19 protein-coding genes are annotated in these 20,691 nt (G+C 56.3%); 12 read left to right on the plus strand and 7 right to left on the minus strand.

Annotation, left to right across the window (positions count from 1 at the left end):
• Positions 1-149 precede the first annotated feature (149 nt).
• The 7 genes from ACFO1S_RS21785 to ACFO1S_RS21815 all read left to right on the plus strand — a co-directional run bounded on the left by ACFO1S_RS21785 (position 150) and on the right by ACFO1S_RS21815 (position 6,441).
• On the plus strand, positions 150-1,268 hold the full coding sequence (locus ACFO1S_RS21785) for an HD-GYP domain-containing protein (RefSeq protein ID WP_204601831.1): 1,119 nt from the start codon (positions 150-152) through the stop codon (positions 1,266-1,268).
• A gap of 139 nt (positions 1,269-1,407) precedes the next feature.
• Positions 1,408-2,565 (plus strand): radical SAM/CxCxxxxC motif protein YfkAB, encoded by a 1,158-nt coding sequence (gene yfkAB / locus ACFO1S_RS21790; protein ID WP_204601830.1) that lies wholly within the window; start codon positions 1,408-1,410, stop codon positions 2,563-2,565.
• 52 nt (positions 2,566-2,617) lie between these two features.
• Positions 2,618-3,976: a hemolysin family protein gene (locus tag ACFO1S_RS21795; RefSeq protein ID WP_378127574.1), complete on the plus strand. Its 1,359-nt coding sequence runs from the start codon at positions 2,618-2,620 to the stop codon at positions 3,974-3,976.
• Between the two features lie 27 nt (positions 3,977-4,003).
• A complete protein-coding gene (gene ytvI / locus ACFO1S_RS21800; RefSeq protein ID WP_204601829.1) occupies positions 4,004-5,038 on the plus strand; it encodes a sporulation integral membrane protein YtvI in 1,035 nt (344 codons plus the stop codon).
• A gap of 199 nt (positions 5,039-5,237) precedes the next feature.
• The gene (locus ACFO1S_RS21805) at positions 5,238-5,471 is read left to right on the plus strand and encodes a spore coat associated protein CotJA (protein WP_204601828.1); all 234 of its coding nucleotides are present in this window, start codon (positions 5,238-5,240) and stop codon (positions 5,469-5,471) included.
• A 31-nt stretch (positions 5,472-5,502) separates the two neighbouring features.
• Positions 5,503-5,856, plus strand: coding sequence for a spore coat protein CotJB (locus ACFO1S_RS21810; RefSeq protein WP_204601951.1), 354 nt, complete (start codon positions 5,503-5,505; stop codon positions 5,854-5,856).
• A 15-nt stretch (positions 5,857-5,871) separates the two neighbouring features.
• Positions 5,872-6,441 (plus strand): manganese catalase family protein, encoded by a 570-nt coding sequence (locus tag ACFO1S_RS21815; protein WP_204601827.1) that lies wholly within the window; start codon positions 5,872-5,874, stop codon positions 6,439-6,441.
• A 72-nt stretch (positions 6,442-6,513) separates the two neighbouring features.
• Here the strand turns inward: ACFO1S_RS21815 and ACFO1S_RS21820 are convergent, their stop codons facing one another.
• Positions 6,514-7,149, minus strand: a complete 636-nt coding sequence (locus ACFO1S_RS21820; protein ID WP_378127576.1) for a G1 family glutamic endopeptidase — start codon at positions 7,147-7,149, stop codon at positions 6,514-6,516.
• 353 nt (positions 7,150-7,502) lie between these two features.
• Here ACFO1S_RS21820 and ACFO1S_RS21825 point away from each other — a divergent pair, with 353 nt between their 5' ends.
• The 4 genes from ACFO1S_RS21825 to ACFO1S_RS21840 all read left to right on the plus strand — a co-directional run bounded on the left by ACFO1S_RS21825 (position 7,503) and on the right by ACFO1S_RS21840 (position 12,058).
• Positions 7,503-7,994 (plus strand): hypothetical protein, encoded by a 492-nt coding sequence (locus ACFO1S_RS21825; protein WP_465251303.1) that lies wholly within the window; start codon positions 7,503-7,505, stop codon positions 7,992-7,994.
• A gap of 35 nt (positions 7,995-8,029) precedes the next feature.
• Positions 8,030-9,463, plus strand: coding sequence for a flotillin family protein (locus ACFO1S_RS21830; protein ID WP_204601824.1), 1,434 nt, complete (start codon positions 8,030-8,032; stop codon positions 9,461-9,463).
• Between the two features lie 158 nt (positions 9,464-9,621).
• A complete protein-coding gene (locus ACFO1S_RS21835) occupies positions 9,622-11,214 on the plus strand; it encodes a sensor domain-containing diguanylate cyclase (protein WP_204601823.1) in 1,593 nt (530 codons plus the stop codon).
• A gap of 103 nt (positions 11,215-11,317) precedes the next feature.
• A complete protein-coding gene (locus tag ACFO1S_RS21840; RefSeq protein WP_378127577.1) occupies positions 11,318-12,058 on the plus strand; it encodes a YheC/YheD family protein in 741 nt (246 codons plus the stop codon).
• Positions 12,059-12,147: 89 nt separating this feature from the next.
• On the opposite strand, the gene ACFO1S_RS21845 is transcribed toward ACFO1S_RS21840, so the two are convergent.
• Positions 12,148-13,248: a glycosyltransferase family 4 protein gene (locus ACFO1S_RS21845; RefSeq protein ID WP_204601822.1), complete on the minus strand. Its 1,101-nt coding sequence runs from the start codon at positions 13,246-13,248 to the stop codon at positions 12,148-12,150.
• Positions 13,249-13,435: 187 nt separating this feature from the next.
• On the opposite strand from ACFO1S_RS21845, the gene ACFO1S_RS21850 reads away from it, so the two are divergent.
• The gene (locus tag ACFO1S_RS21850; RefSeq protein WP_204601821.1) at positions 13,436-14,125 is read left to right on the plus strand and encodes an HAD family hydrolase; all 690 of its coding nucleotides are present in this window, start codon (positions 13,436-13,438) and stop codon (positions 14,123-14,125) included.
• A 206-nt stretch (positions 14,126-14,331) separates the two neighbouring features.
• Here the strand turns inward: ACFO1S_RS21850 and ACFO1S_RS21855 are convergent, their stop codons facing one another.
• The 5 genes from ACFO1S_RS21855 to ACFO1S_RS21875 form a co-directional block, all read right to left on the minus strand.
• Entirely contained in the window at positions 14,332-15,450 is a 1,119-nt protein-coding gene (locus tag ACFO1S_RS21855) for a YheC/YheD family endospore coat-associated protein (protein ID WP_378127580.1), read from the minus strand.
• Positions 15,451-15,604: 154 nt separating this feature from the next.
• Entirely contained in the window at positions 15,605-16,777 is a 1,173-nt protein-coding gene (locus ACFO1S_RS21860) for a YheC/YheD family endospore coat-associated protein (protein WP_378127581.1), read from the minus strand.
• Entirely contained in the window at positions 16,774-18,150 is a 1,377-nt protein-coding gene (locus ACFO1S_RS21865; RefSeq protein ID WP_204601820.1) for a YheC/YheD family endospore coat-associated protein, read from the minus strand. The genes ACFO1S_RS21860 and ACFO1S_RS21865 overlap by 4 nt, the downstream gene beginning before the upstream one ends.
• Entirely contained in the window at positions 18,131-19,303 is a 1,173-nt protein-coding gene (locus ACFO1S_RS21870; RefSeq protein WP_204601819.1) for a YheC/YheD family endospore coat-associated protein, read from the minus strand. The genes ACFO1S_RS21865 and ACFO1S_RS21870 overlap by 20 nt, the downstream gene beginning before the upstream one ends.
• Positions 19,278-20,645, minus strand: a complete 1,368-nt coding sequence (locus tag ACFO1S_RS21875; RefSeq protein WP_204601818.1) for a YheC/YheD family endospore coat-associated protein — start codon at positions 20,643-20,645, stop codon at positions 19,278-19,280. The genes ACFO1S_RS21870 and ACFO1S_RS21875 overlap by 26 nt, the downstream gene beginning before the upstream one ends.
• Between the last annotated feature and the right edge of the window lie 46 nt (positions 20,646-20,691).

The raw sequence follows: 20,691 nt of genomic DNA on the forward strand, positions 1-20,691 counted from the left end.
CTTATAGCCGGGTAGAAATGTCGATCCGTGCGGGACGATTGAATTTTTTCCTCAATCCACTCTTCAATAACGGGAAAAGGCTACCGATGTAATGGTATAGAAATAATGCCTTCAGACCCGATCCAGACATCCAAGGGGGAAGATTACGAATGCGCATGATGCCGATTTCTCTTTGCCGACCCGGCATGAGACTGGCCAAGAGAATCTACTCCGACGATGGCATTGTGCTATTGGCTGAAGGCGTCGAGCTAACTGCTACCCTGATCCGTCGCTTAGGAGAATGCGGAATCAGCTTCTTATACTTGCAGGATCACCGAACGGATGATATCCTCCTGCCCGAGCTGCTAAGCGATGAAACGCAGCTGCGGACGCTCCAGACGATCCGATCGACGTTTCGGGACTTGATCAATAATACGCCTAATCGCAACAAATCGGGCAGCTACCCTTACATAGGTCGCAAAATGCGCGAAGTGATGAACCTGATCATGGAGGATCTCGGCAGAAGCAAGGACGCGATGATTATGCTGATGAATCTGCACATGGTCGACCATTATCTATACATGCACTCGATGAATGTGTGCGTCTATACGACATTGCTGGGCATGGCGCGAGGGTACGCGCATGAAGAATTGGTTACCCTCGGTCTTGGCGCCCTGCTGCACGACGTAGGCAAAACGCAAATCTCCATGCAGGTGCTGCAGAAGCCGGGAGCGCTGTCCGATTACGAATTCGATGAGATGAAGCGTCATACCGACCGGGGATTCTATCTGCTGAAGGATGAGCCGAATATCCCCATTCTTGCGGCGCATTGCGCGTTCCAGCATCATGAGAGGCTGAACGGCACCGGATATCCGAGAGGCATTAAGGGAGACGAAATTCACGAGTATGCAAAATGGATCGGCATCGTCGATTCCTACGATGCCATGACCAGCCGAAGGGTGTACCGGGAAGCCATGTTACCCCATCAGGCGGTGGAGATGCTGTATTCCGGGAGCGGCACTTTGTACGAGACATCCATGCTTCAGCTGTTCCGGGATAAGGTCGCGATCTATCCGATCGGCATGACGGTCAAGCTGAGTACGGGACAGAGCGCCGTCGTATGCGATATCAACTCCACCTGCGCGCATCGTCCGATTATCCGGGTGCTGACGGACGAGTACGGCATCGAGCTGAAGGCGCCGTACGATCTGGATCTGTCTACGCATCTGAACGTCCTGATTACGAGTATTGAGCTGGATGCCGAGAACAAGAAAATGATATCGGTCTAAACCCATAGGCTGCACGCACAGGAGGAACTTTGCCCCCTTGGCGGGCAGCTTGTTTCGACTTCCGGGAGAGGGAGGTTTGTTTTTATCCTCTTCGACCGCTACAATATAAGCAACGTATAGAACGACAGGAGCATGAAACATGCAACAAGCCTTAACCCCAACGACGGACCGGGGGCCATATTCGCCGCCGAGCGACTGGAAGGTCCTCTCGCCGTCTTATGATCCCTGGGACCCGATCCGGTCCTTGCAGCGCTTCGGACGCCATGAATTGACGAGCGTTGAATTGACGGTGACCCATCTGTGCAACATGAGGTGCGAGCACTGCGCCGTAGGCGACAGTCTGACGATGTCGGAGGCGCCGCATCTGCCGCTCGATCTTGTTTTCCGCAGATTAGACGAGGTGCAGCATCTGGAGACGATCAGCATGACGGGCGGGGAGCCTACCTTCCGTCTGGAGACGGTTCGCGACATTCTGCTTCCGGTGCTGAAGTACGCCCGGGAACGGGGCGTCCGTACGCAACTGAACTCCAATGTGACGCTGGATTTCGAACGATACGAGCTGATCGCGCCTTTTTTGGATGTCATGCACATATCCTTTAACTACACGCAGGCGGAAGATTTTCATCAGGTCGGCTTTGCCCGTACGGGCCGAAGCGTGCGCCTGGAAACGACAAGCAAGCTATATGAGCGAATGATCGACAATGCGCGCAGATTGGCCGCGGGCGGATTATTCGTCTCGGCGGAATCGATGATCAATTATCGCACGCATGACAAAATCGCGGATATTCACCGACTGATTGCCGAGATGGGCTGTGTGCGCCATGAGGTTCATCCCATGTATCCCAGCTCGTTCGCGTCGGGTCTGCCGTCCATTACCCGCGAGCAGATGCTGGCAGCGGTGAACGCGCTGCTGGACGTCCGTCACCCGGACATCTGGATGCTGTTCGGTACGCTGCCGTTCTACGCCTGCAACGACAATGCCGAGGAGGGACGATTGCTCCGCCGGCTGAAGGAAGAAGCGAATGTGACCGTCCGCAACGATCCGGATGGAAGAAATCGGGTGAATGTCAATCTGTTCAGCGGCGACGTCTATGTGACCGACTTTGCCGCGATTCCCCCGTTCGGCAATATCCGCGGCGAGAAGCTGGACGACGTGTTTGCCAAGTGGCAGGAGCATCCGATGCAGCAAGCGATTAATTGCCATTGTCCGACGGCCTCCTGCTGCGGTCCAAACCTGCTGGTGTCCGATATGTATTATCGCGGCGTCGATTTTACGAAAAGACAGGCATTCCCGTAACTCTTCGCGAAGCGACTGACCCGCGGAGAGAAAGAGGAGGAGCGCGATCTACTTGGAACTTCAATGGGATTTAATTTTCTGGAACATTGTTCTCGTACTGTTCTTAGTGTTTCTTAACGGATTTTTCGTGGCTTCGGAATTCGCACTGGTGAAGGTTCGGCAATCCCGGCTCACGCAGCTGAACAACGAGGGCAATGTTCGCGCGAAGTATGCGCTCAAGGTCAACCAAAGGCTGGACGCGTATCTGTCGGCGACGCAATTGGGCATTACGCTCGCCTCCCTTGGACTCGGCTGGGTGGGAGAGCCTGCGATCGCGGATTTGATTATCTCGCCGCTGCTGCATGAATTCGGCGTAACGGACGAAACGGTCATTCACACGATCGCCTTCGCCACCGCGTTCTGCATCATTACTTTTCTGCACATCGTGCTCGGGGAGCTTGCGCCCAAGTCGCTCGCCATCCAGAGGTCGGTAGGCGTCTCGCTGTGGCTCTCGTGGCCGCTGCTTATGTTCTACAGGCTGTTCTTGCCTGTCATCTGGTTTCTGAACGGCACAGCGAATCGCTTGCTGAAGCTGATCGGAGTCGAGCCGGCCAGCGAGCACGACACGGCGCATACGGAGGAAGAAATCCGGATACTGATGGATCAAAGCGCCAAAAGCGGCATTATCGACAAGGACGAAATGACGTTGTTTGATAATGTGTTCGAATTTGCCGATCGGGTGGCCCGCGAGGTCATGCTGCCGAGAACGGACATGGACTGTTTATTCGCGAACGTGTCCTATGCGGATAACATGAAGCAGGTATACGCTACGAAGCATACGCGTTATCCGGTCGGCCTGGAGGACAAGGACCAGATTATCGGATTCGTACATATTACGGATTTGCTTACGGCGGACCCGGATGAAGATCATGACATCAAGCATTTTCTAAGACCCATTCTCAGCGTTCCCGAGTCTATGGAGGTCAGCAAGGTGCTAAGGCTCATGCAGCGCAAAAAATCGCAGGTGGCCATCGTCATCGATGAATACGGCGGAACCGCGGGCATGCTGACTGCCGAGACGATTCTGGAGGAGATTGTCGGGGAGCTTCAGGATGAATTCGACGATGAGCTTCCTACAGTCGTCGTAAAAGGGGAATTAACGTCCGTGGACGGGCGTATGCTTATTGAAGACGTGAACGATCTGCTGGATCTGGAGATCGAGGACGAAGAGGTCGACTCCATCGGCGGCTGGCTGTTCAATCATCTCGAAGGCAATATATCCAAGGGCCAGAAGGTCATTCACGAGGGATATGTGTTCGAGATCGCGCAGACGGAGCGGTTAAGGGTGCAGCGCGTTCATATTTTCAAAAACAAAATCACCGTCGTAGACGGCGGGGCTTCTACCGGAGCATCGAAAGAAAAGCAGCAATAGCGGGGAGCGGGAGAAAGGGGATAGACCGTGCCGATACGCGTATTGGTGCTTATGGTCGTATCGCTTGCGTTTTTGTACTTGCTGTTTACAGTCGGAGCTCCGTTCCTTCTGGCGCTTGTGGCCGCGATCTTCCTGGAGCCTCTGACGCTGCTGCTCATGAACAGAACGCGGATGAATCGGCTCGCCGCGTCCACCCTCTCCAGCACGCTCTTCACGGTTCTCCTTCTCGGCATGCTTGGGCTGATCGGCATGAAGCTCGTCAGCGAGCTGAGGGCCTTCCTGGATAAGATGCCCGCCATGCTGAAGAACGCCGACTACTATTTCCAGACGTGGATCGAACGAGCCCAGGCTTACTCTGACAGCGGAACCGCGCCGTTGCCGAATCAGCTGGAGGATTGGGTGTCCAACGCGATGGCCGCGCTCGGGCAGCTGTCGACGAAAATTTCCGGCATGCTGTTCAGCTTCGCTTCCGGCATCCCCGATTTCTTTATTTTTTTTATCGTCTTCCTCGTCGCCGTATATCTCTTCTCGCTGAGCTTGCCGGTTATGAAGAGCTCGTTCTTATCCTTGTTCGAGGAAAAATCTCGGCTTCAGGTAGAGGAGGTCTTGAACAGTCTCCGCAGGTCCGTGTTCGGCTTTCTTCGCGCTCAACTGCTGCTTAGCGTCATTACCTATGTGCTGTCGTTCGCCGGGCTGCTGATCATAGGAACCGGTTATCCGCTTGCCATTGCGTTATTGATCGTGGCCGTGGACATTCTTCCCGTTCTGGGGGTCGGTTCGGCTCTTGTGCCATGGGCTGTCTACCAGATCGTGACGGGGGACCTGTACACCGGCATCGGACTTATTCTGTTGTTCCTCGTGATTACGATCGTTCGCCGAATCGTCGAACCGAAAATTCTCGGGGATGCGGTAGGCATCGGCGCATTGTCCGCATTAATCAGCTTGTATGTCGGTTATAAGCTGGTCGGGGTTATCGGGGTCTTCCTGGGACCGATCGCCGTCATCCTGTTCATGGCGATGCGCAAAGCGGGCTTGTTCGACTTCAAAATCAAGTTCCAATAAGGCTTGGACAGTAAGGCTCGCGCCGATACGCGGGCTTTTTTTTGATGCGATCGGCCGGAAAATCCGAATTCCCGTCATGAGACGACCCGTTGCCGCAATAAAATGTAAACGACGCCGGACGGTCCGGATTCTGGCCGGAAGCGCGGAATCCCCGAACGGAAAGCGTGCATTCATCGATGGATACAGAGGAGGTAGCCGGATGAACGATGCTCAATGGCGGAGCTGGACGCCTTATGTCGGCCCGCATGATCCCTGCCCGCCCATCCGCGTGAAGTGGTTTGTCGTCCCGCCCAACCAATACATCGTATTTCAGCCCATGAATCTGCCGCAATTTTCGCTGGAGGAGGCGCTCGAACGCGGTACGCTATGGCCGGCCTTGTACAGCTCTTACCCGTCCAGACGAGCGGTGAAGGGGGGGAAAGCGAATGGTTGAGCGATTCGACCGCGAGGAACGCAGCGAGAGGATGGAGCGCTATGACCGGGGAGAGCGCCATGAGCGAAGCTCAAGGAACGAGCAGGGCAAAAGCCCGTCGCAGGGCTCGGGGTTCCCCGCGCAGCATGCCAGGGATGACGAGGCATACTGCCGGGAGCTTCTGGAGCTTCAGAGGACGGACTTTGCTTTGGTCGAACTGACCTTGTACCTGGATACCCATCCAGCAGACATGCAGGCGGTCCAGCAGTTCAACCAGCTTTCGCAGAGACGGCGACAGATTGCCAGCGAATTCGAAATGAAATACGGTCCATTGCTGCAATTCGGCCTCAGCTACAGCCGCTTTCCCTGGCAATGGATCGAGACTCCGTGGCCTTGGCAAGTATAAGGAGGGGGCTTGGACATGTGGATCTATGAGAAAAAGCTGCAATATCCCGTCAGAGTAAGCAAGTGCGATCCTCGGATGGCACGGTATCTGGTCGAACAGTATGGCGGAGCGGACGGAGAGCTGTCGGCGGCTCTGCGATATCTGAATCAACGATACACCATTCCGGACAAAGTAATCGGTCTTCTTACAGATATTGGAACTGAAGAATTTGCGCATTTGGAAATGATTGCGACGATGATCTACAAGCTGACCAAGGACGCGACTCCGGAGCAGTTGGAGGCTGCCGGATTGGGAGCGAATTTCGTCAACCATGACGGGGCGATGTTCTACAACAACGCTGCGGGCGTGCCCTGGACGGCCGCCTACATAGCGGCCAAGGGTGATCCGATCGCCGATTTGTACGAGGATATCGCGGCGGAGGAGAAGGCCAGAGCGACGTATCAGTGGCTGATCGACTATACCGACGACGTCGATATTCAGGACTCGCTCAAATTTTTGCGGGAGCGCGAGATTGTGCATGCTTTGCGTTTCAAGGAAGCGGTCGAAATCCTTAAGGACGACAGGGAGCATAAGAAGGTTTACTAGTCCGGCGACCTGACCGGGATTCGAAGCTCGGGTTCGGCATCGTCGATAAGATATGAAGCCAGGAGCGGGGCCTCAGGTTCTTCTTCTGACAATGAAGGCGTCACCGGATTTGTTGGGGGTAGAGGGAACGGAGACAACCCGATTGTTCTGCACCATAATGCCCGCATCGGACAGGGCAAGCTTCGGGCTTCCGCCGTTGACACGGCAGCTCCGAAAGGCGACGGAGCTGATGCGCGCAAGCGGCGTGATAGAGGCTCCGAGCTGCGGCGCTTCGACAATCCATTCGGCGGAAGTCCGGGGTCCTGCATAGCGTTGCAGCGTACGGAAGATCCAGCCCCGCGTCATGTTTCTTAGACAAATCAGCCAGTTGGAGCCGCTGCGCTTGACGATGGCCGCTCGAATCCGGTCGCCGGGATGAACCGGCAAGGGAATGACGGTTTCGGCCGCGGGAAGGATTTCCCACCAGGCGTAGTAGAGCGGCTTTCCTTGAATGAGATCGTGGCCGGTTCCCGTCTGGATCAGATTGCTGTTGCGGAAGCCGTCGATGCCGATCCATGCGGAGGAATAAGCGGAGCCGGACGCGGGCAGCACGAAAGGCACCGTCCATTCCGCGGATACTCGACGGAACGCCCCTTTTTGGCCGGAGACGGCATAGCCGCTCCAATTGCCGGATACCCAGCCGAAGCGGTCCCGCTTGAACCTGTTCAACCTGTCGATCTGACAGGTTTTTTGTACGAGACAAAATTTATCAGTTTCACGCTTATCATTACCTGAATCGTCTCCGCAAAGCTTCACCGGCATAAGAGGACGCCGAAGGCGCTTTTGCTTGTTGAATCGAGACATGTTAGGAGATCACCTCTTTCATCCGATTGTTACAATGAATGCAATTCTGGCGAAGAGAGTTTGGGTAATTTGTCAAAAAGTATCAACAGTATGATAGGATGAAAAGAGAACGTTAAGCTGCCCAATTGTAAGATGAAGGAAACTTTTCCTGCCCTGAGCCGTATTACCTAGAAGTAAGGCCAAGATGGAGTCAGGAGGTGCGACCCGAGTTGGAAACGATGATGATTGTGCTGTTCGCCATTGGGGCGGGATACGCGATTTTGTCGGCTGTTGTCGGTGATGTATTCGGTTTGGAGATGCACGCGGGAGAGCTGCCTTTCCTATCGCCGACGATTATCGCGACCTTCCTAACCGTGTTCGGCGGAGTCGGGTACATGCTGCTGCGCAACACCGGATTAACGCCCGTTCCTGTGGCAAGTTTATCGCTGCTCGCGGCTATCGGAGTGTCCTCTATCGTTCTGTTCATGGTTGTGATTCCGCTTCAAGCCGCCCAGAAGGGAACGGCGAAATCCTCCAAGGAGATGATCGGCCTGGAAGCTAAAGTGATTATCTCCATTGAAGCTCTGAGAATGGGAGAAATCGTATATGAGCAAGGCGGAACGAGGCACAGCGCTCCCGCCAAGGCGATCGAGGATGCAACGATCCCCCAAGGAGCCCAGGTCAGGATCGTGGATGAAATGGCGGGCACTTTCGTCGTAGAGAAAGTCTGAACATCATTCCCATTGCAAAGGAGATGACCTTGGATATGGAGCTGAACTCAACGGTTTATATTCCTGCCGGCATCGCTATCGTCGTTATTTTGCTTATCATTGTATTTGCTTCAAGATATCGCACCGTCAAGGCGGATGAAGCGATGATCGTCACGGGGGCGTTGACCCGGGACGGCATGAAGATCGTCAAGGCAGGCGGCACCTTCGTATGGCCGGTCGTGCAGAATGCGTCCTTCCTGTCGCTGCAGGTGCAGACGGTTGACGTACATACGCCCGAGGTCTATACGGTGCACGGGGTACCGGTAATGGTAGACGGAGTGGCGCAAATCAAAATAAAAGGCGACCAGGAGTCGATGGCGACGGCCGCCGAACAATTTCTCGGCAAACCCGAGGCAGAGCTGAAGAGCATCGCGACTCAGACGATGGAAGGCCATCTGCGGGCGATTCTGGGCACCATGACGGTGGAGGATGTCTACAAAAACCGCGAGGAGTTCGCCAGGAACGTGCAGGAGGTAGCCGCAAGCGATTTGAATAAGATGGGGCTGCAGATCGTATCGTTCACGATCCGCGACGTGCGCGATAAGAACGGCTACCTGGAAGCGCTCGGGCAGCCGCAGATCGCCTCCGTGAAGCGGGATGCCGAGATCGCTAAAGCGAACGCATTCCGGGACGAGCAGGTGGCGAAGTCGAAAGCGCTCGAGGACGGCAAGAAAGCGGAATTTACCGCAGAGACCAACATCGCCGAAGCGCACAAGGCGATGGAGGTGAAGAAGGCGGCGTTTAAGCAAGAGCAGGACATGAAGAAGGCAGAGGCGGATCAAGCCTACAAGCTTCAGGAGGCCCGCACGATGCAGTCGGTTAAGGCCGAGGAAATGCAGATTCAGGTCATAGAGCGGGAAAAACAGATCGAGCTGGAAGCGAAGGAAATCGATCGCCGCGAACGCGAGCTGGTGGCGACGGTGAAGAAGCAGGCGGAAGCCGAAAGATTTGCCCAGGAGCAGCGAGCGGAAGCCGACCGCTACCAGATCGAGGCCAAGGCGAGAGCCGAGGCGGAGGCCGTAAGGCTCGCCGGTAACGCGAACGCGGACAAGGAGCGGGCGGAGGGCACCGCCGAAGCGGACGTCATTCGGCTGAAGGGTCTAGCGGAGGCGGAGGCGAAGGACAAGATCGCGGATGCGTTGCGCAAATACGGCGAGGCGGCGGTCATCGAGCTGATCGTCGAGAAGTTTCCGGAGATCGCCAGGGCGATCGCGGAGCCGCTGTCGAAGACGGAGAAGATCGTCATCGTCGACGGCGGCGGAAGCGGCGCGAACGGCGGGGCAGGCAAGGTTACGGGTTACGTGACGGATCTGCTGGCCAAGATGCCCGAGACGGTGGGGGCGCTTACCGGCGTCGACGTGAATCAATGGCTGCGCAAACTGGCGCAAGGAGACAACTCCATCGATAAGAAGTCTCCCCCGGCGGAATAACGCTGTGCACGAAGCAGAGGGCGCTTTGAGCGCCCTCTTTGTACATATAGGCCAAAGGAAATAAATAGATTTTGGAATTGTACAGGGGATTGTAGATATTTGTCGAATAAATAGAAAATAACAACAGGATTAACAAGAGGACTATAGGGGTCATGGATATGTTGCTCAAGAAGGGCTTTAAGCTTAGATATGCCGTCAACGCGCTTGTTTTTTTGACCGTTCTTACGACGGTTGCAATCAGCTCCATGGTTGCTTACCAAAGCGAGAAAAAATCGCTTACGAGGATGACTTTTCAACTCAATCAAATGTATTCGGAGAAGATTTCGGACACCGCAAACGGAATATTCGTAGATATGAAGAAAAGCCTTGCGGTGATGGGACAGTATCTTTCCAAGGATCTCTCCAGGCCCGATCTGCATGAGCAGCTTGATCTCTTCCAGCAAACGAAGCCTTCTTTCAATTCGGTCTTTATTCTGGACAAGAATGGCGTCCTGCTTGAGGCGACCGGCGAATCCCAGAGCAAGATCGGCAGCGTGCTGCTGTCCGACGGCACCAGACAGGCGCTTAAGGAAAAGCGGCCCTTAATTTCCGAGCCATTCGTCAGCGCCGCGACCAACAAGCTTATTGTGATGGTCAGCGAGCCGCTCTATGATTCTTCCGGCAATTACATGGGTTATCTCGGAGGCTCGATCCGACTGCACGAGACGAATATTTTTCAGACGGTGCTCGGCAGCGAGGCCAATCGGGCTGACGGCTCCTATGCCTACGTGACCAGCTCGACCGGCATCTTGCTCTATCATCCGGATGCCGATCGGATCGGCGAGAACGTCGTCGGCAATCCTGTCGTTCAACAGCTGATGGCCGGGAAGAGCGGGGCCCAGCGAGTCATCAACTCCCGCGGAATCGATATGCTGGCCAGCTTCTCCTATATCAAGGAATCGGGCTGGGGGATCGTTGCGCAGACGCCGACGCAGGTTGTCCTGGATTCCGCGAGCCGGTTGGTCGTTAACATTTTGGCTTACATGCTGCCCGCGCTTCTGATTTTCCTGTTCGCGATCTACTGGATTATCCGCAAGCTGTCGGAACCGCTTGCCAAGCTGGCTGATTTCGCGTCTATGCTGGCCCCGACCAACAGCAATATGGATCAATTGCCCAAAATTCATACTTTGAATTACGAGGCCAACGAGCTGCATAAGGCTTTCGGAAGAGCGGTCCGGCATTTCCGCTACCAGTTCGATCATTTGTCCCAGGAAGCCCAGACCGATCCGTTAACGGGACTCTTCAACCGCCGAACGATGGATCGTTTCATCGCGAGCTGGATTGCCAAGAGCAGCCCGTTCTCCATCATCATTCTGGATCTGGACCACTTTAAGCGAGTCAACGACACGTACGGCCATGATGTCGGTGACGAGGTGCTTAAGTTTCTCGCGATTAGCATGCGAAGATTGCTGAAGTCCGAATATGCCTGTTGTCGGCTGGGAGGCGAGGAATTCGTCGTTCTTGTGCCTAACGAAAGCTTCGAGATCGCGCTCGAAAGCGCCGAAAGCATACGCAAATTCATGGCGGAGACCGACAGTCCGACGGGCGATAAAGTGACGCTGTCGGTCGGCGTGGCGCATTATCCCGGCTTCGCCAGCAACGCCGAGCAATTATTCCGCGTGGCGGACGAAGCGCTGTATCGGGCGAAGCACCAAGGGCGCAACAGGGTGGAGGCGGGGCAACCCTTCCTCAAGTCGGAATTAAACGCATAGCACGTGCGCGTCCGGTACCCTCGCCTGTTTTTGTCCCCCTGGGGCAGGCTTGCACATACACTGATTGCGAAATCCCGCAAACTGAGTTCAGGGAGTGTGCCGCTTGCCACAGCATGTCAGAAGCAAATGGAGAAAAACCTGCGCGCTCATGGGCAGTGATTCGTTAAGGCGAATCATTCCCCAAACCGTTCGATACAAGCGATCCGAGCTGGAAAAAATGCTGAATCGATTCGGGATGGTCTACGTTAAGCCGGACGTGGGCACGCATGGCATAGGGGTCATGAGGGTCGAACGGAGAAGGATGCGCTATCGGCTTCAGCATGACCGAAGGCTGCGTTCGTTCGCGTCTTTCTCTGCAATGGCCGTTGCGCTCGAGCGGGGAATGAGAGGCAAACGCTATTTGATTCAGAGAGGCATTCGCTTGCTTAAGCATGAAGGCCGCGTATTCGATCTGAGGGTCATGGTTCAATTGAATCCCAGCCGCAGATGGCAAACGACCGGTCTGATCGGACGCGTCGCGGCTCCGCGCAAAATCGTGACCAATTATCACAGCGGAGGCAGGCTGTTGTCCGTAGGCCGACTGCTGTCGGGCCGAATGGGCAAAGCTGCCGTTCCTTCGCAGATTCGCAAGCTGGAGAAGCTTGGCGAACGTGCCGGAAGGGCGATGCACAAGCGCTTTACGGGCGTGCGCGAGGTTGGCGTAGACGTAGGCCTGGACCGGAGTCTTACGCCCTGGATTATCGAAGTCAATACGCGTCCGGATCCCTATATCTTCCGCAAGCTGAGCAATCCGGCGGTGTTCCGTACGATTCGTCGCTATGCAAGAGCTTATGGACGCCTGTGACGGAAGGAAAAGGATAAGGAGCGATTCCCTGCACGGGGATCGCTCCTTCAATGCTTATAGCGGATGTCGAGCTCGCTGGCCAACGATGTCTACCTGCGAAGCTTTGCGGCGTAAATCCCGCTCAGCCGCTTGGCCGAGACCTTCCAGCTAAAGCGCCGCAGGCAATCCTGCCGGGCCTGCCGGGCCATTCGGCGGCGCGTTCTATCCTCCCGGACAAGCCGAACAATCGCTTTCGCGAACGCTCGAGGCCGTCGATAATCGCGGATCAGATAGCCGTTGCGTCCGTTGTCGACAATTTCCTTTATGCCGCCATTGCGCGAGGCGATGACCGGCAGCCCGCTGGACATGGCTTCGACGTTGACAAGTCCGAATGCCTCATGCTTCTGAGAAGGGCAGACGAACGCATCCGCTTGACGGTAAACCCGGTGGATGCGGCTATGAGGCACCGTGCCCAAAAATCGGGCGCTTACGCGCAGCTTGCGCGCCAGCGATCGCATGCGGCCGACATAGCCTGCGCGAGTCGAGCTTCCCGCTACGAGAGTGTGAATCGGCTGCCCGCATTCCGCCTGGGCCAGCTTCACCGCCTTCAGCAGGACAGGCAAGCCTTTGCGAGGAATCACCCTTCCGGCGAACAGCAGCCGAAAGGCGCGTCCTTTCCTCGCGGCAGGGCCCGGGGCAAAACGCTTCGTGTCCACGCCCAGCCACACTTTACGAATTTTCCCGGCCGATGCGGGAAAGCGGGCGCCAAGCTGCTGCTGCAAGGACGAGCTGTTCGCGATAATGACATCGGCGCAGGACAGCCCTTGAGCCGCAGCGGCTTTGGAAGCATAGGGAGGACCGACGAAGGTCAGGGAGTGCAGGAATAGGGATACGGGCGTCTTCTTCAACAATCGCTTTAACGGCATGACGAACCGCGGGCGGTTGTCGATCTGGACAAGGTCGAAGCGTCTGCCCCGAACAAAGTTCATGACATGGGAAAGGTACACGGCAGGGCTTCCTGTCGGCACGCGATAGATATGAATGCCATCGATGACAGAATGGCGCGGATATCGCGCATGTGCGCGGCTGACGATCGTTACGCGGTGGCTGCGTGCAAGCTGTCTAGCAATCGCCAGAATCGAGATTTCCACCGAGCCTCCCAGAAGAGGGGGAACGGGAATTTGCTCGGGAGCGACGATTAATATGTGCATGTACGAACACCTACTCCGTGAATTTTGCCTTGAAGGCTACTCCACAACGTATGTTGCCGGGAGGCGTTTAGCGTGGACAAATATCTCCATTCGCAGGGTAGGCATGCAGAGAGTTTCTTCTTAGCGTTTCTTTCGAACCGCGGTCAGATGAGGTATGATGAAGGTAAAACATCCAGGGGAGACCGATATGAACGAGAAAATAGCAAGTCAATTGCCGCAAGCCGCCATTTTCGATCTGGACGGTACGTTATTTCAGACCGAGACGCTGCTGGAGACGGTTCATCGAAGAGTGTTCGATACGCTCCGCGAGGAGGGCCTGTACGAGAAGCCGCAGCCGCCCATCGAGCTGCTTCTGGGTTCGCTGGGTATGCTGCTGACGGATATATGGCACAGAGTGATGCCGGACGGGTCGCCCGAGGCGCACGAGAGGGCGAACGTGCTTATGCTGCAATATGAGCTGGAGGAGCTGGAATCGGGCTGCGGCCAACTGTATCCGGGCGTTGCCGAGACGCTCGGGGAGCTTCGGAGCAGAGGCGTGCGATTGTTCGTGGCAAGCAACGGCCTGGAGGAATATGTAAAGGCGGTCCCTGCCGTTAAAGGTATTGCCGATCAGTTCGAAGCGCTGTATAGCGCGGGAGAGTTCGCGACTGCGACGAAGGTGGACCTGGTACGGCAGCTGCTCGATCGCTTCGGCATCGAACACGCCTGGATGGTTGGAGACCGTTCGTCGGACGTGGAAGCGGGCAAAAGCAACGGCCTGTTCGTCGTCGGCTGCGATTATGCCGGCTTCCGCCGCGAAGGCGAGCTGGAAGGCTCCGATGCGGTGATTCGCGCATTCCCGGAGCTGCTGGAGCTGCTCCCGCAGGCAGGCGAATAAGCGGTCCTTACTGTTTGGAGGGAAGGAAGGCCTGTCCAGCGCGCGATGGATAGGCACGCGGGTTAAACTAAGAAGCGGAAGCAGGGCTGCGCGGGAGTATGGACTCGCGCGGCCCTGCTGCTTTTATTATATGAAAAGACCTCGTGTACGCTAGAATGCCGCCAGATTCGCAGGAAGCGACGATACGGCAATGCCATTGAGCGATCTTAGCCGAGCGAGTCGTAGGTGCGGTCCGTTTCCTCGTCGTCAGTTGGCTTCCAATCCTCTGCATCATGACTTCTGTTCGAGCCGGATTTCGAGCTGTTCAAGCCTCGTTTTTCCCGATAGGCCCACAGGGCGTATTCAATAGGACGCATAATCGCTCTCCGGTACACCTCGCGCTCGCCCGCTTTCTTGAACACCTCTCTCGACGGCTTCGGATTGACCTCAATCAGCCAAATATGGCCATCGCGGTCAATTGCCAAATCCAGCGCAAGCTCGCACAGAGCCCCGTAAGTCGCTTCCAGATGCCGGGCAACTCCGATGCCGAACCTTTCCGCCGTATCGCGAATTTTCCGAATTTCATCCTCGCTGTCGATCGATTGGCGCAGCAGGGCATTCATCGATGCCGCTTCTCCTCCGCCATGAAGATTGGAGGTGATGCTGCGCAAAGGACCGACCCGTCCGGCGCAGCCTGTAAGCTCCCAATGTCCGGAGCTGTTCTTCTGCACCAGCATTCGGTAATCGTGCACCCTGCCGCTTCGCAGCTTGATGTTCAGTCCCTGCTGGACGATGTAACGATCGCCTCGTTTATCCCAGCCTTCAAGCGCGGCGGAGAGACTGCCTCTTGCAATGCGCTTAGGCTTCACGATGGATCGAGAGTGATTGCGTCCTTGAAGCAGCAAGGTGCCATCCTTCGCCCGGTCGATGCGAAGGATGCCTCTTCCCCCCGTTCCGTTGATTGGCTTGAGATAGACGGTCGGGAACCTCCTTAGAAGCGAAGCGACATCCTCCGACGATTGATACAGCTTTGTTACCGGCAGGTGCTGCCGGAAGGAGGGAATTCTCGCCAGCGTGCGGGAGATGGTCCACTTGTTGCGGAGCGGCCGGTTCAAGAAATGAAGATGTCCGTATCGCTTGCGGAAAGCGAGCAGCTGCTCGAAGCGATAGCTCTTCTGGATGCGGCAGCGGTCGTAGATAACGTTCGGGAAACGCACCCAACGCCGACTCCACTTTTTCGCAGTCGGGTCGTAAACCTGCGCATGGATTTTGCCTGCATCGTCGTCTACATCCTGAGGCGTGAACACATAAACGGATAGCCCGATCCGTTTGCCTTCAGCGGTCATTTTCTCGTAAATGGGCCGTTCTTCGAGAGCTTTAGCCTCATTCAAATACAGCGTCAGTATTCCGAGTACGGGCTGTCCGATGGGGGTTCACCTCCGCCAAGGCGATCGATTGCGGAGCCGGAGGCGCCCCGGAGGCGGATAGCCGATATCGACGTCAAGTGGCTGCGCCCCCTCTGTTCTCCTGCTTCTTCCGATGAAGGTACAGACTATATTGAAAAATGCGTTCGAGCGACTTGTTGCGAATGTGCGGCTCGTCGAATTTCATCGGTTTGGAATTCGCCTCGAAAAACCAGACGTGTCCGTCCGAATCCACGCCAAGGTCCATCGACATCTCGCAGAGCCGATAATGGGCAGAGCGCTCGATTTGCTTGGCCAGAGCGAGCGTCGTCCCCTTGACCTTGACGAGCACCTTGCCGGCCGTCTCTTGCCCGAAGATCGAGTTGAGCAGCTTCTCAGGATCGTCGATATATCCCCCGCGCGGAACATGCGTAGTAATGCTGGAATCGCCGGCGACCCGCGCGCCGATTCCCGACAGCTCCCACTGCCCTTGGCCGTTCTTCTGCACGAGCGCGCGAAGATCGAACGGGCGATTGTTCACCGAAGCAAGCCGGATGCCCTGCTGGGCGATATAAGGCTCGCCAAGGACGTCGGACTGCCGGACAACGCGGTTCCATAGCCGCTTCAGCGTTCCTGAACGGTAGGTTCGGCTTCCCTTCTCTTCTTGAATCTGAAGGCGATAAGGCATCTTCTTCTCCGGCTGAACCGTGACGGTCATAATGCCGACGCCGGCTTTGCCCCGAATCGGCTTCAAATAGAGCAGACTGTGCTTGCGAAGCAGACCGTTCAGCACGAGTGCGTTGGTCAGCCTTCTCGTCTCCGGAATATAGGCGCTAGTCGACTTATTGGCGTTCAGCCATTGAAACAACGACCATTTATTGAAGAAACGGCGGTTAAACAAGCGAATATCAGGCTGCTTTGTCAAGGCGGCGAGCTTTTTCTTCACCCTCGGAAGCCTCTCGTCCTCCCGTTGGGGAATCCGGTTGTACACGATGGTCGGACGGGGAAACCAGCTTTGCACCCACGTTTCGTCCTCCTCGCGGAACGTAAAGCCCAGCACGCGAGAGGCTTGAAGCTTCAGATTTTTGACGGTTATGACATATGTGGGGATGCCCAATTGCTGCCCCGTTTGAATGAGATCGGCAAAATTGGCGCGGTTCCCCCGAAAAAATTGCTGATCGTCCTCGATGGTCAGAATGGCGACGACCGGCTTGTCGGCCGCCGCTTCCGCTGCACTGAGCATCGGCAAGTGAGATTTAGGAATCGTCAAGATTCATCCCTCCTGCGGAATTTGCTCAAGTACAGGCAGTGCTCCAAGATGTAATCGAGGGAGGCCTTGCCCTGATCCTTCAAGGCGGGATGCTTGAAAATAGAGCGTCCCGGCTTCGCATTCGCTTCGAACATGAAGACTTCTCCGTCCCGATCAATGCCGATGTCCAGCCCAAGCTCGCCCAACTGATGGGAGTAGTTCCGCTCGATCGCCTCGGACAGCTTGATCGCTACTGCTTTTGCCTCTCTCAGCACCTCGTCGGATCTGGCTCCGAATGTTCGCGTTAGCGCCTGCTCGGGGGTCATCAGCGATCCGCCGTTTTTGATGTGCGTCGTTACGCTGCCTCGTCCCGCTTTCTTGGCGCCGATTCCGGCGACGACCCATTCGTTGCGCCCGTCCTTATGCATATGAAAGCGAAAATCGATTGGGCAGTTATCGATCTCGATCAGGCGAATGCCCTGCTGAACGACATATTGGCTCAGATTGCCGCCGTGCCGCGCTCTTAGCATCTTCATCAAGCCGCCGAATGTGCTGAAGCGAAGCAGCACGTTGCCGCCGCTGCGCCTGTAGCGAATAAAGTAGCCTCTGCGCGGATGGTAGGTCAGCCGGTAGATGCCTGCGCCCAAGCTGCCTGCGCTTGGCTTGTAATAGAGAAACTGGTGCTTTTCCAGCAGCTCCTTGATTTTCTCGGGGGTAGGGCTATTGACCGACTCGGGCAGATGCACGAGCGCTTCGGGATCGTTATCCAGCAGCTTGTAGACGTCCGACTTATTAAAGAAGCTCCAATTAAAGAAAGGGATATTCTTGCGTACGAAACGCTCGCGCAAAGAAGTAATCGTCGAGCCCGTTTCCGCCCGGCGGTTGGGCAGCCGATTGTAGATCACGTCCGGCAGCGGCACGATGCGTCTTGTCCACCCGCCTCCGCCATCCAGAAACCAGCCGTTGATCTTCTCTTGATGCCAATTGATGTCGCGGGGCGTAAAGGCGAACATGTATGCCTTTTTCTGGCCGAGCTGAAGCAATTTCCGGACAAAGCCGGTCCTCTCCCCGAACGGTGCAGCAGAGGAACGAGAGCCGCTGTCCGTCAGAACTCCGATCAACGGTCCAAGCTGGATTTCCTCGCCTTCGTCGTTGGCCAGATAGACGTTGCCGGTTTTAGGCACCCGGACGGAACGACGAAGCCCGGCGGACATGTACATATGGTTGCCTTTTCGTTTAATCGTCCTGACGGTGGCGGGTACGACATCGTTGCCGAGCTTGACGTTAACCGATTTACGTCCGCCCAGCTTAAGCAGCTTCGCAAGCGGGCTGGAGAACCATACGATACGTTCCGGCTGCTGTGTGAAATGGACGTTACAGATGGTCAAACTCATGAATTACCCTCCCAGGTGGTCGAAGCAAAATAGATTTGGCATAGGTCAGAGGCTGCTCCGCGGCAAGGATCGAGGCTTCTTGGCCTGCGGAATCCATTGCGGCGCGTCCAGGTTTGGTGTTGGCTTCTAGAAACCACAATTTTCCGTTGCGTTCGATTCCGTAGTCCAATCCGATTTCCGCAAATCGCCCGAAGGTTTGTTCCAGCTTGTCGACGATGATGATGGAGCAACGGCGCACTTCCCGCAGCAGCTCGTTTCCACGGCTTGCTCCGAAGTGCCGAATCAGCGTATCGCTTGCAGAGGCAGAGGTTCCGCCTCCATGGAGATTTGCCGTAACGGAAGCGGGAGCCCCGAGACGCGCCGCAATTCCGGTAATCGTCCAGCGGCCAAAGCGGTTTTTTTGCAATAAGGCGCGAATGTCGCAAGGACTGCCTGAAGGGGTCCTCAAGTCCAGAAGCGGCTGCATGAGGTAAGCCCTTCTGCCGATCCAGCCGTCCAGCCGGCGCAATGCGCCTTCTTCATTGTCGAACCGACGGCTGATCGGCCGGTTGCGGCTGTTTCTGCCGTCCAGCAGAACGGAGCCGTCCTGCCTGGAAGACACGGCGACGACCCGCTTGCCCTGGCTGCCTGCAACCGGCTTAAGGAATGCCGAGCCGCAATGCTTGCGAAGCCATGCGGCCAGAGAATCGGCCCCCCGGTAAAGCGCTGTAGGAGGCAGAAGGGCAGCGATCTCCCTGTCTTGCATAAGAGCTTCGTACACCCCGCCTTTATGTGGCAAGCTTCCGTTCAGAAACAAGAGACGCCTGGCGTCCCGAATCGCGCGCAGGGCGAGACGGAACCGATTTCTCTCCGCTTCCGACTCGGGCCATGAGCGGTCGTAGACGACTGTCGGCAGCTTTCGAGGGCCGGAGGACCAGCATTCGTTCCGATCGTCCCAGCTCCAGCCTCTGACCGTATCGTCCTCCTGACTCCAAGTCCAAGGCGCAAAGGCGAATAGCCGTATCCCTTGGCTGCGGCCGATTCGGCAGAGCCGCTTAATGAAGCCGGCTTCCGCGAACGGAGGCTGTCGGAGGCGCTCGCAGACGAGTACGCCCAGCGCAACGTCCGAACCGATGGGGACAGGGAGGCTAGAAACCTGAGATGTAACGGGCATATTGAATCATCATCCGCACCGAAGGCCGGATTTTCCCTTCTTTAAGTGGAGTGTTATCGTTCTTGGACGGCTTGGAGTTCACTTCCAGCAGCCACACCCGGCCTCCGGTATCGAGCGCGAGATCGATGCCAAGCTCGCCGAAGTGGGCGGGAATATGCGTATCGATGCCGCGGGCAATGTCCAGAGCGGCCTTCGATAGGCGCGAAGAAGCGTCTCCCCGAAACTGGACGGGAAGATTGGATTTGGCGACGGATTCCCTTACGGTCGAGAGCGTCCCGCCTCTGGCGAGATTGGAGACGAAATGCTGGCTCCCCGCCGTTCGGGCGACGATGGAGGTAATGATCCATTTTCCGCTGGCGTTCTTCTGAGTCAAAGCTCGGTAGTCCACCGGGCGCCCGCCAATGTCGATCAAATTCAAGCCTTGCTGGATCAGATAACGGACGGTTTTCATTTTGCCGGCGAGCGTCGAGAACAGCTTGACGAGGCTGCCGAAGCTCTGGCGTTTCGTGCCTCCGACGGTGGCGTAGGAGGCCTGCCAGTTGTCCGAACCGATGCGGGATACGCGGATGATGCCCTTGCCGAGACTTCCCCTGACCGGCTTGAGAAAAACGGTGCTGTAGCGGGAGCACATGCTTTTGAGCATCGTGTAATTGTGCAGGGCGTGAGATTCGGGCAAATACCGCTGCAAACCGGAGTCCCGCTTAAGCGCATCGAACACCTCGGACTTGTCGAGAAATTTCTCGTTGAATACGTGCGCGCCGAATCGCCGTTTGATTTCCGCCATAAATTGCTGGACATTCGGGAGATTTTCCAGCTTGCGGGTCGTGAGACGGTTGTTGACCACGTCCGGCGGCGGGAGCGTCATTTTGTGCCAGCCTTTGGTGTATACCCAGCCCTCTACGGAGGAGAAACTTGACCCGATGGCGTTCGGAGTGAAAAAATACACGTAAGCGCCCTGGCTGCGGCAAGCATCCGTCAATTCGCGGCAGAACAGGGTAATGTCTCCGAAGGGCTTATCGGGCTGACCGGGGTGATCCCGGCTGACAAGCACGCCGATCAGAGGGCCAAGCGCAAGCGTCCGAGTAGTCGCCTGGTACAGCAGACGGAGGGGCGTTCCCGAATAGATGCCCATTCTGCGAGCCAGCGTCTGGCTGATCCGAAGGCCTTCGTAACGGGGAACGGGCACGACGGTAACGGAGTGGCGGAACGAGCCGAACTGCAAGGCTAGGCTCTGCTGGGCAGGTATTCGGCACTGCTTCATCAGCGACTCCCCCAGCATCAAGACATCGTCGGACAGGATGCCGGAGCTGATGACTTGGACGTCGATTTTCGGGGTGGACATGCTTCGTACTCCTTCCACCTTTGCGAGTGTCGCGGAGAAGGCTTCT

The sequence above is a fragment of the Cohnella boryungensis genome, from assembly GCF_042651945.1.
Classification (GTDB): Bacteria; Bacillota; Bacilli; order Paenibacillales; family Paenibacillaceae; genus Cohnella; species Cohnella boryungensis.

Excerpts from the sequence above, each read along its gene's own strand:
- ACFO1S_RS21835 (WP_204601823.1), top strand. The coding sequence starts at position 9,622 with ATGTTGCTCAAGAAGGGCTTTAAGCTTAGATATGCCGTCAACGCGCTT.
- ACFO1S_RS21825 (WP_465251303.1), top strand. The coding sequence starts at position 7,503 with ATGATGATTGTGCTGTTCGCCATTGGGGCGGGATACGCGATTTTGTCG.
- ACFO1S_RS21805 (WP_204601828.1), top strand. The coding sequence starts at position 5,238 with ATGAACGATGCTCAATGGCGGAGCTGGACGCCTTATGTCGGCCCGCAT.
- ACFO1S_RS21870 (WP_204601819.1), bottom strand. The coding sequence starts at position 19,303 with ATGCCCGTTACATCTCAGGTTTCTAGCCTCCCTGTCCCCATCGGTTCG.
- ACFO1S_RS21850 (WP_204601821.1), top strand. The coding sequence starts at position 13,436 with ATGAACGAGAAAATAGCAAGTCAATTGCCGCAAGCCGCCATTTTCGAT.
- ACFO1S_RS21810 (WP_204601951.1), top strand. The coding sequence starts at position 5,503 with ATGGAGCGCTATGACCGGGGAGAGCGCCATGAGCGAAGCTCAAGGAAC.
- ACFO1S_RS21830 (WP_204601824.1), top strand. The coding sequence starts at position 8,030 with ATGGAGCTGAACTCAACGGTTTATATTCCTGCCGGCATCGCTATCGTC.
- ACFO1S_RS21865 (WP_204601820.1), bottom strand. The coding sequence starts at position 18,150 with ATGAGTTTGACCATCTGTAACGTCCATTTCACACAGCAGCCGGAACGT.
- ACFO1S_RS21785 (WP_204601831.1), top strand. The coding sequence starts at position 150 with ATGCGCATGATGCCGATTTCTCTTTGCCGACCCGGCATGAGACTGGCC.
- ACFO1S_RS21845 (WP_204601822.1), bottom strand. The coding sequence starts at position 13,248 with ATGCACATATTAATCGTCGCTCCCGAGCAAATTCCCGTTCCCCCTCTT.
- ACFO1S_RS21855 (WP_378127580.1), bottom strand. The coding sequence starts at position 15,450 with ATGACCGCTGAAGGCAAACGGATCGGGCTATCCGTTTATGTGTTCACG.
- ACFO1S_RS21815 (WP_204601827.1), top strand. The coding sequence starts at position 5,872 with ATGTGGATCTATGAGAAAAAGCTGCAATATCCCGTCAGAGTAAGCAAG.
- yfkAB (WP_204601830.1), top strand. The coding sequence starts at position 1,408 with ATGCAACAAGCCTTAACCCCAACGACGGACCGGGGGCCATATTCGCCG.
- ACFO1S_RS21875 (WP_204601818.1), bottom strand. The coding sequence starts at position 20,645 with ATGTCCACCCCGAAAATCGACGTCCAAGTCATCAGCTCCGGCATCCTG.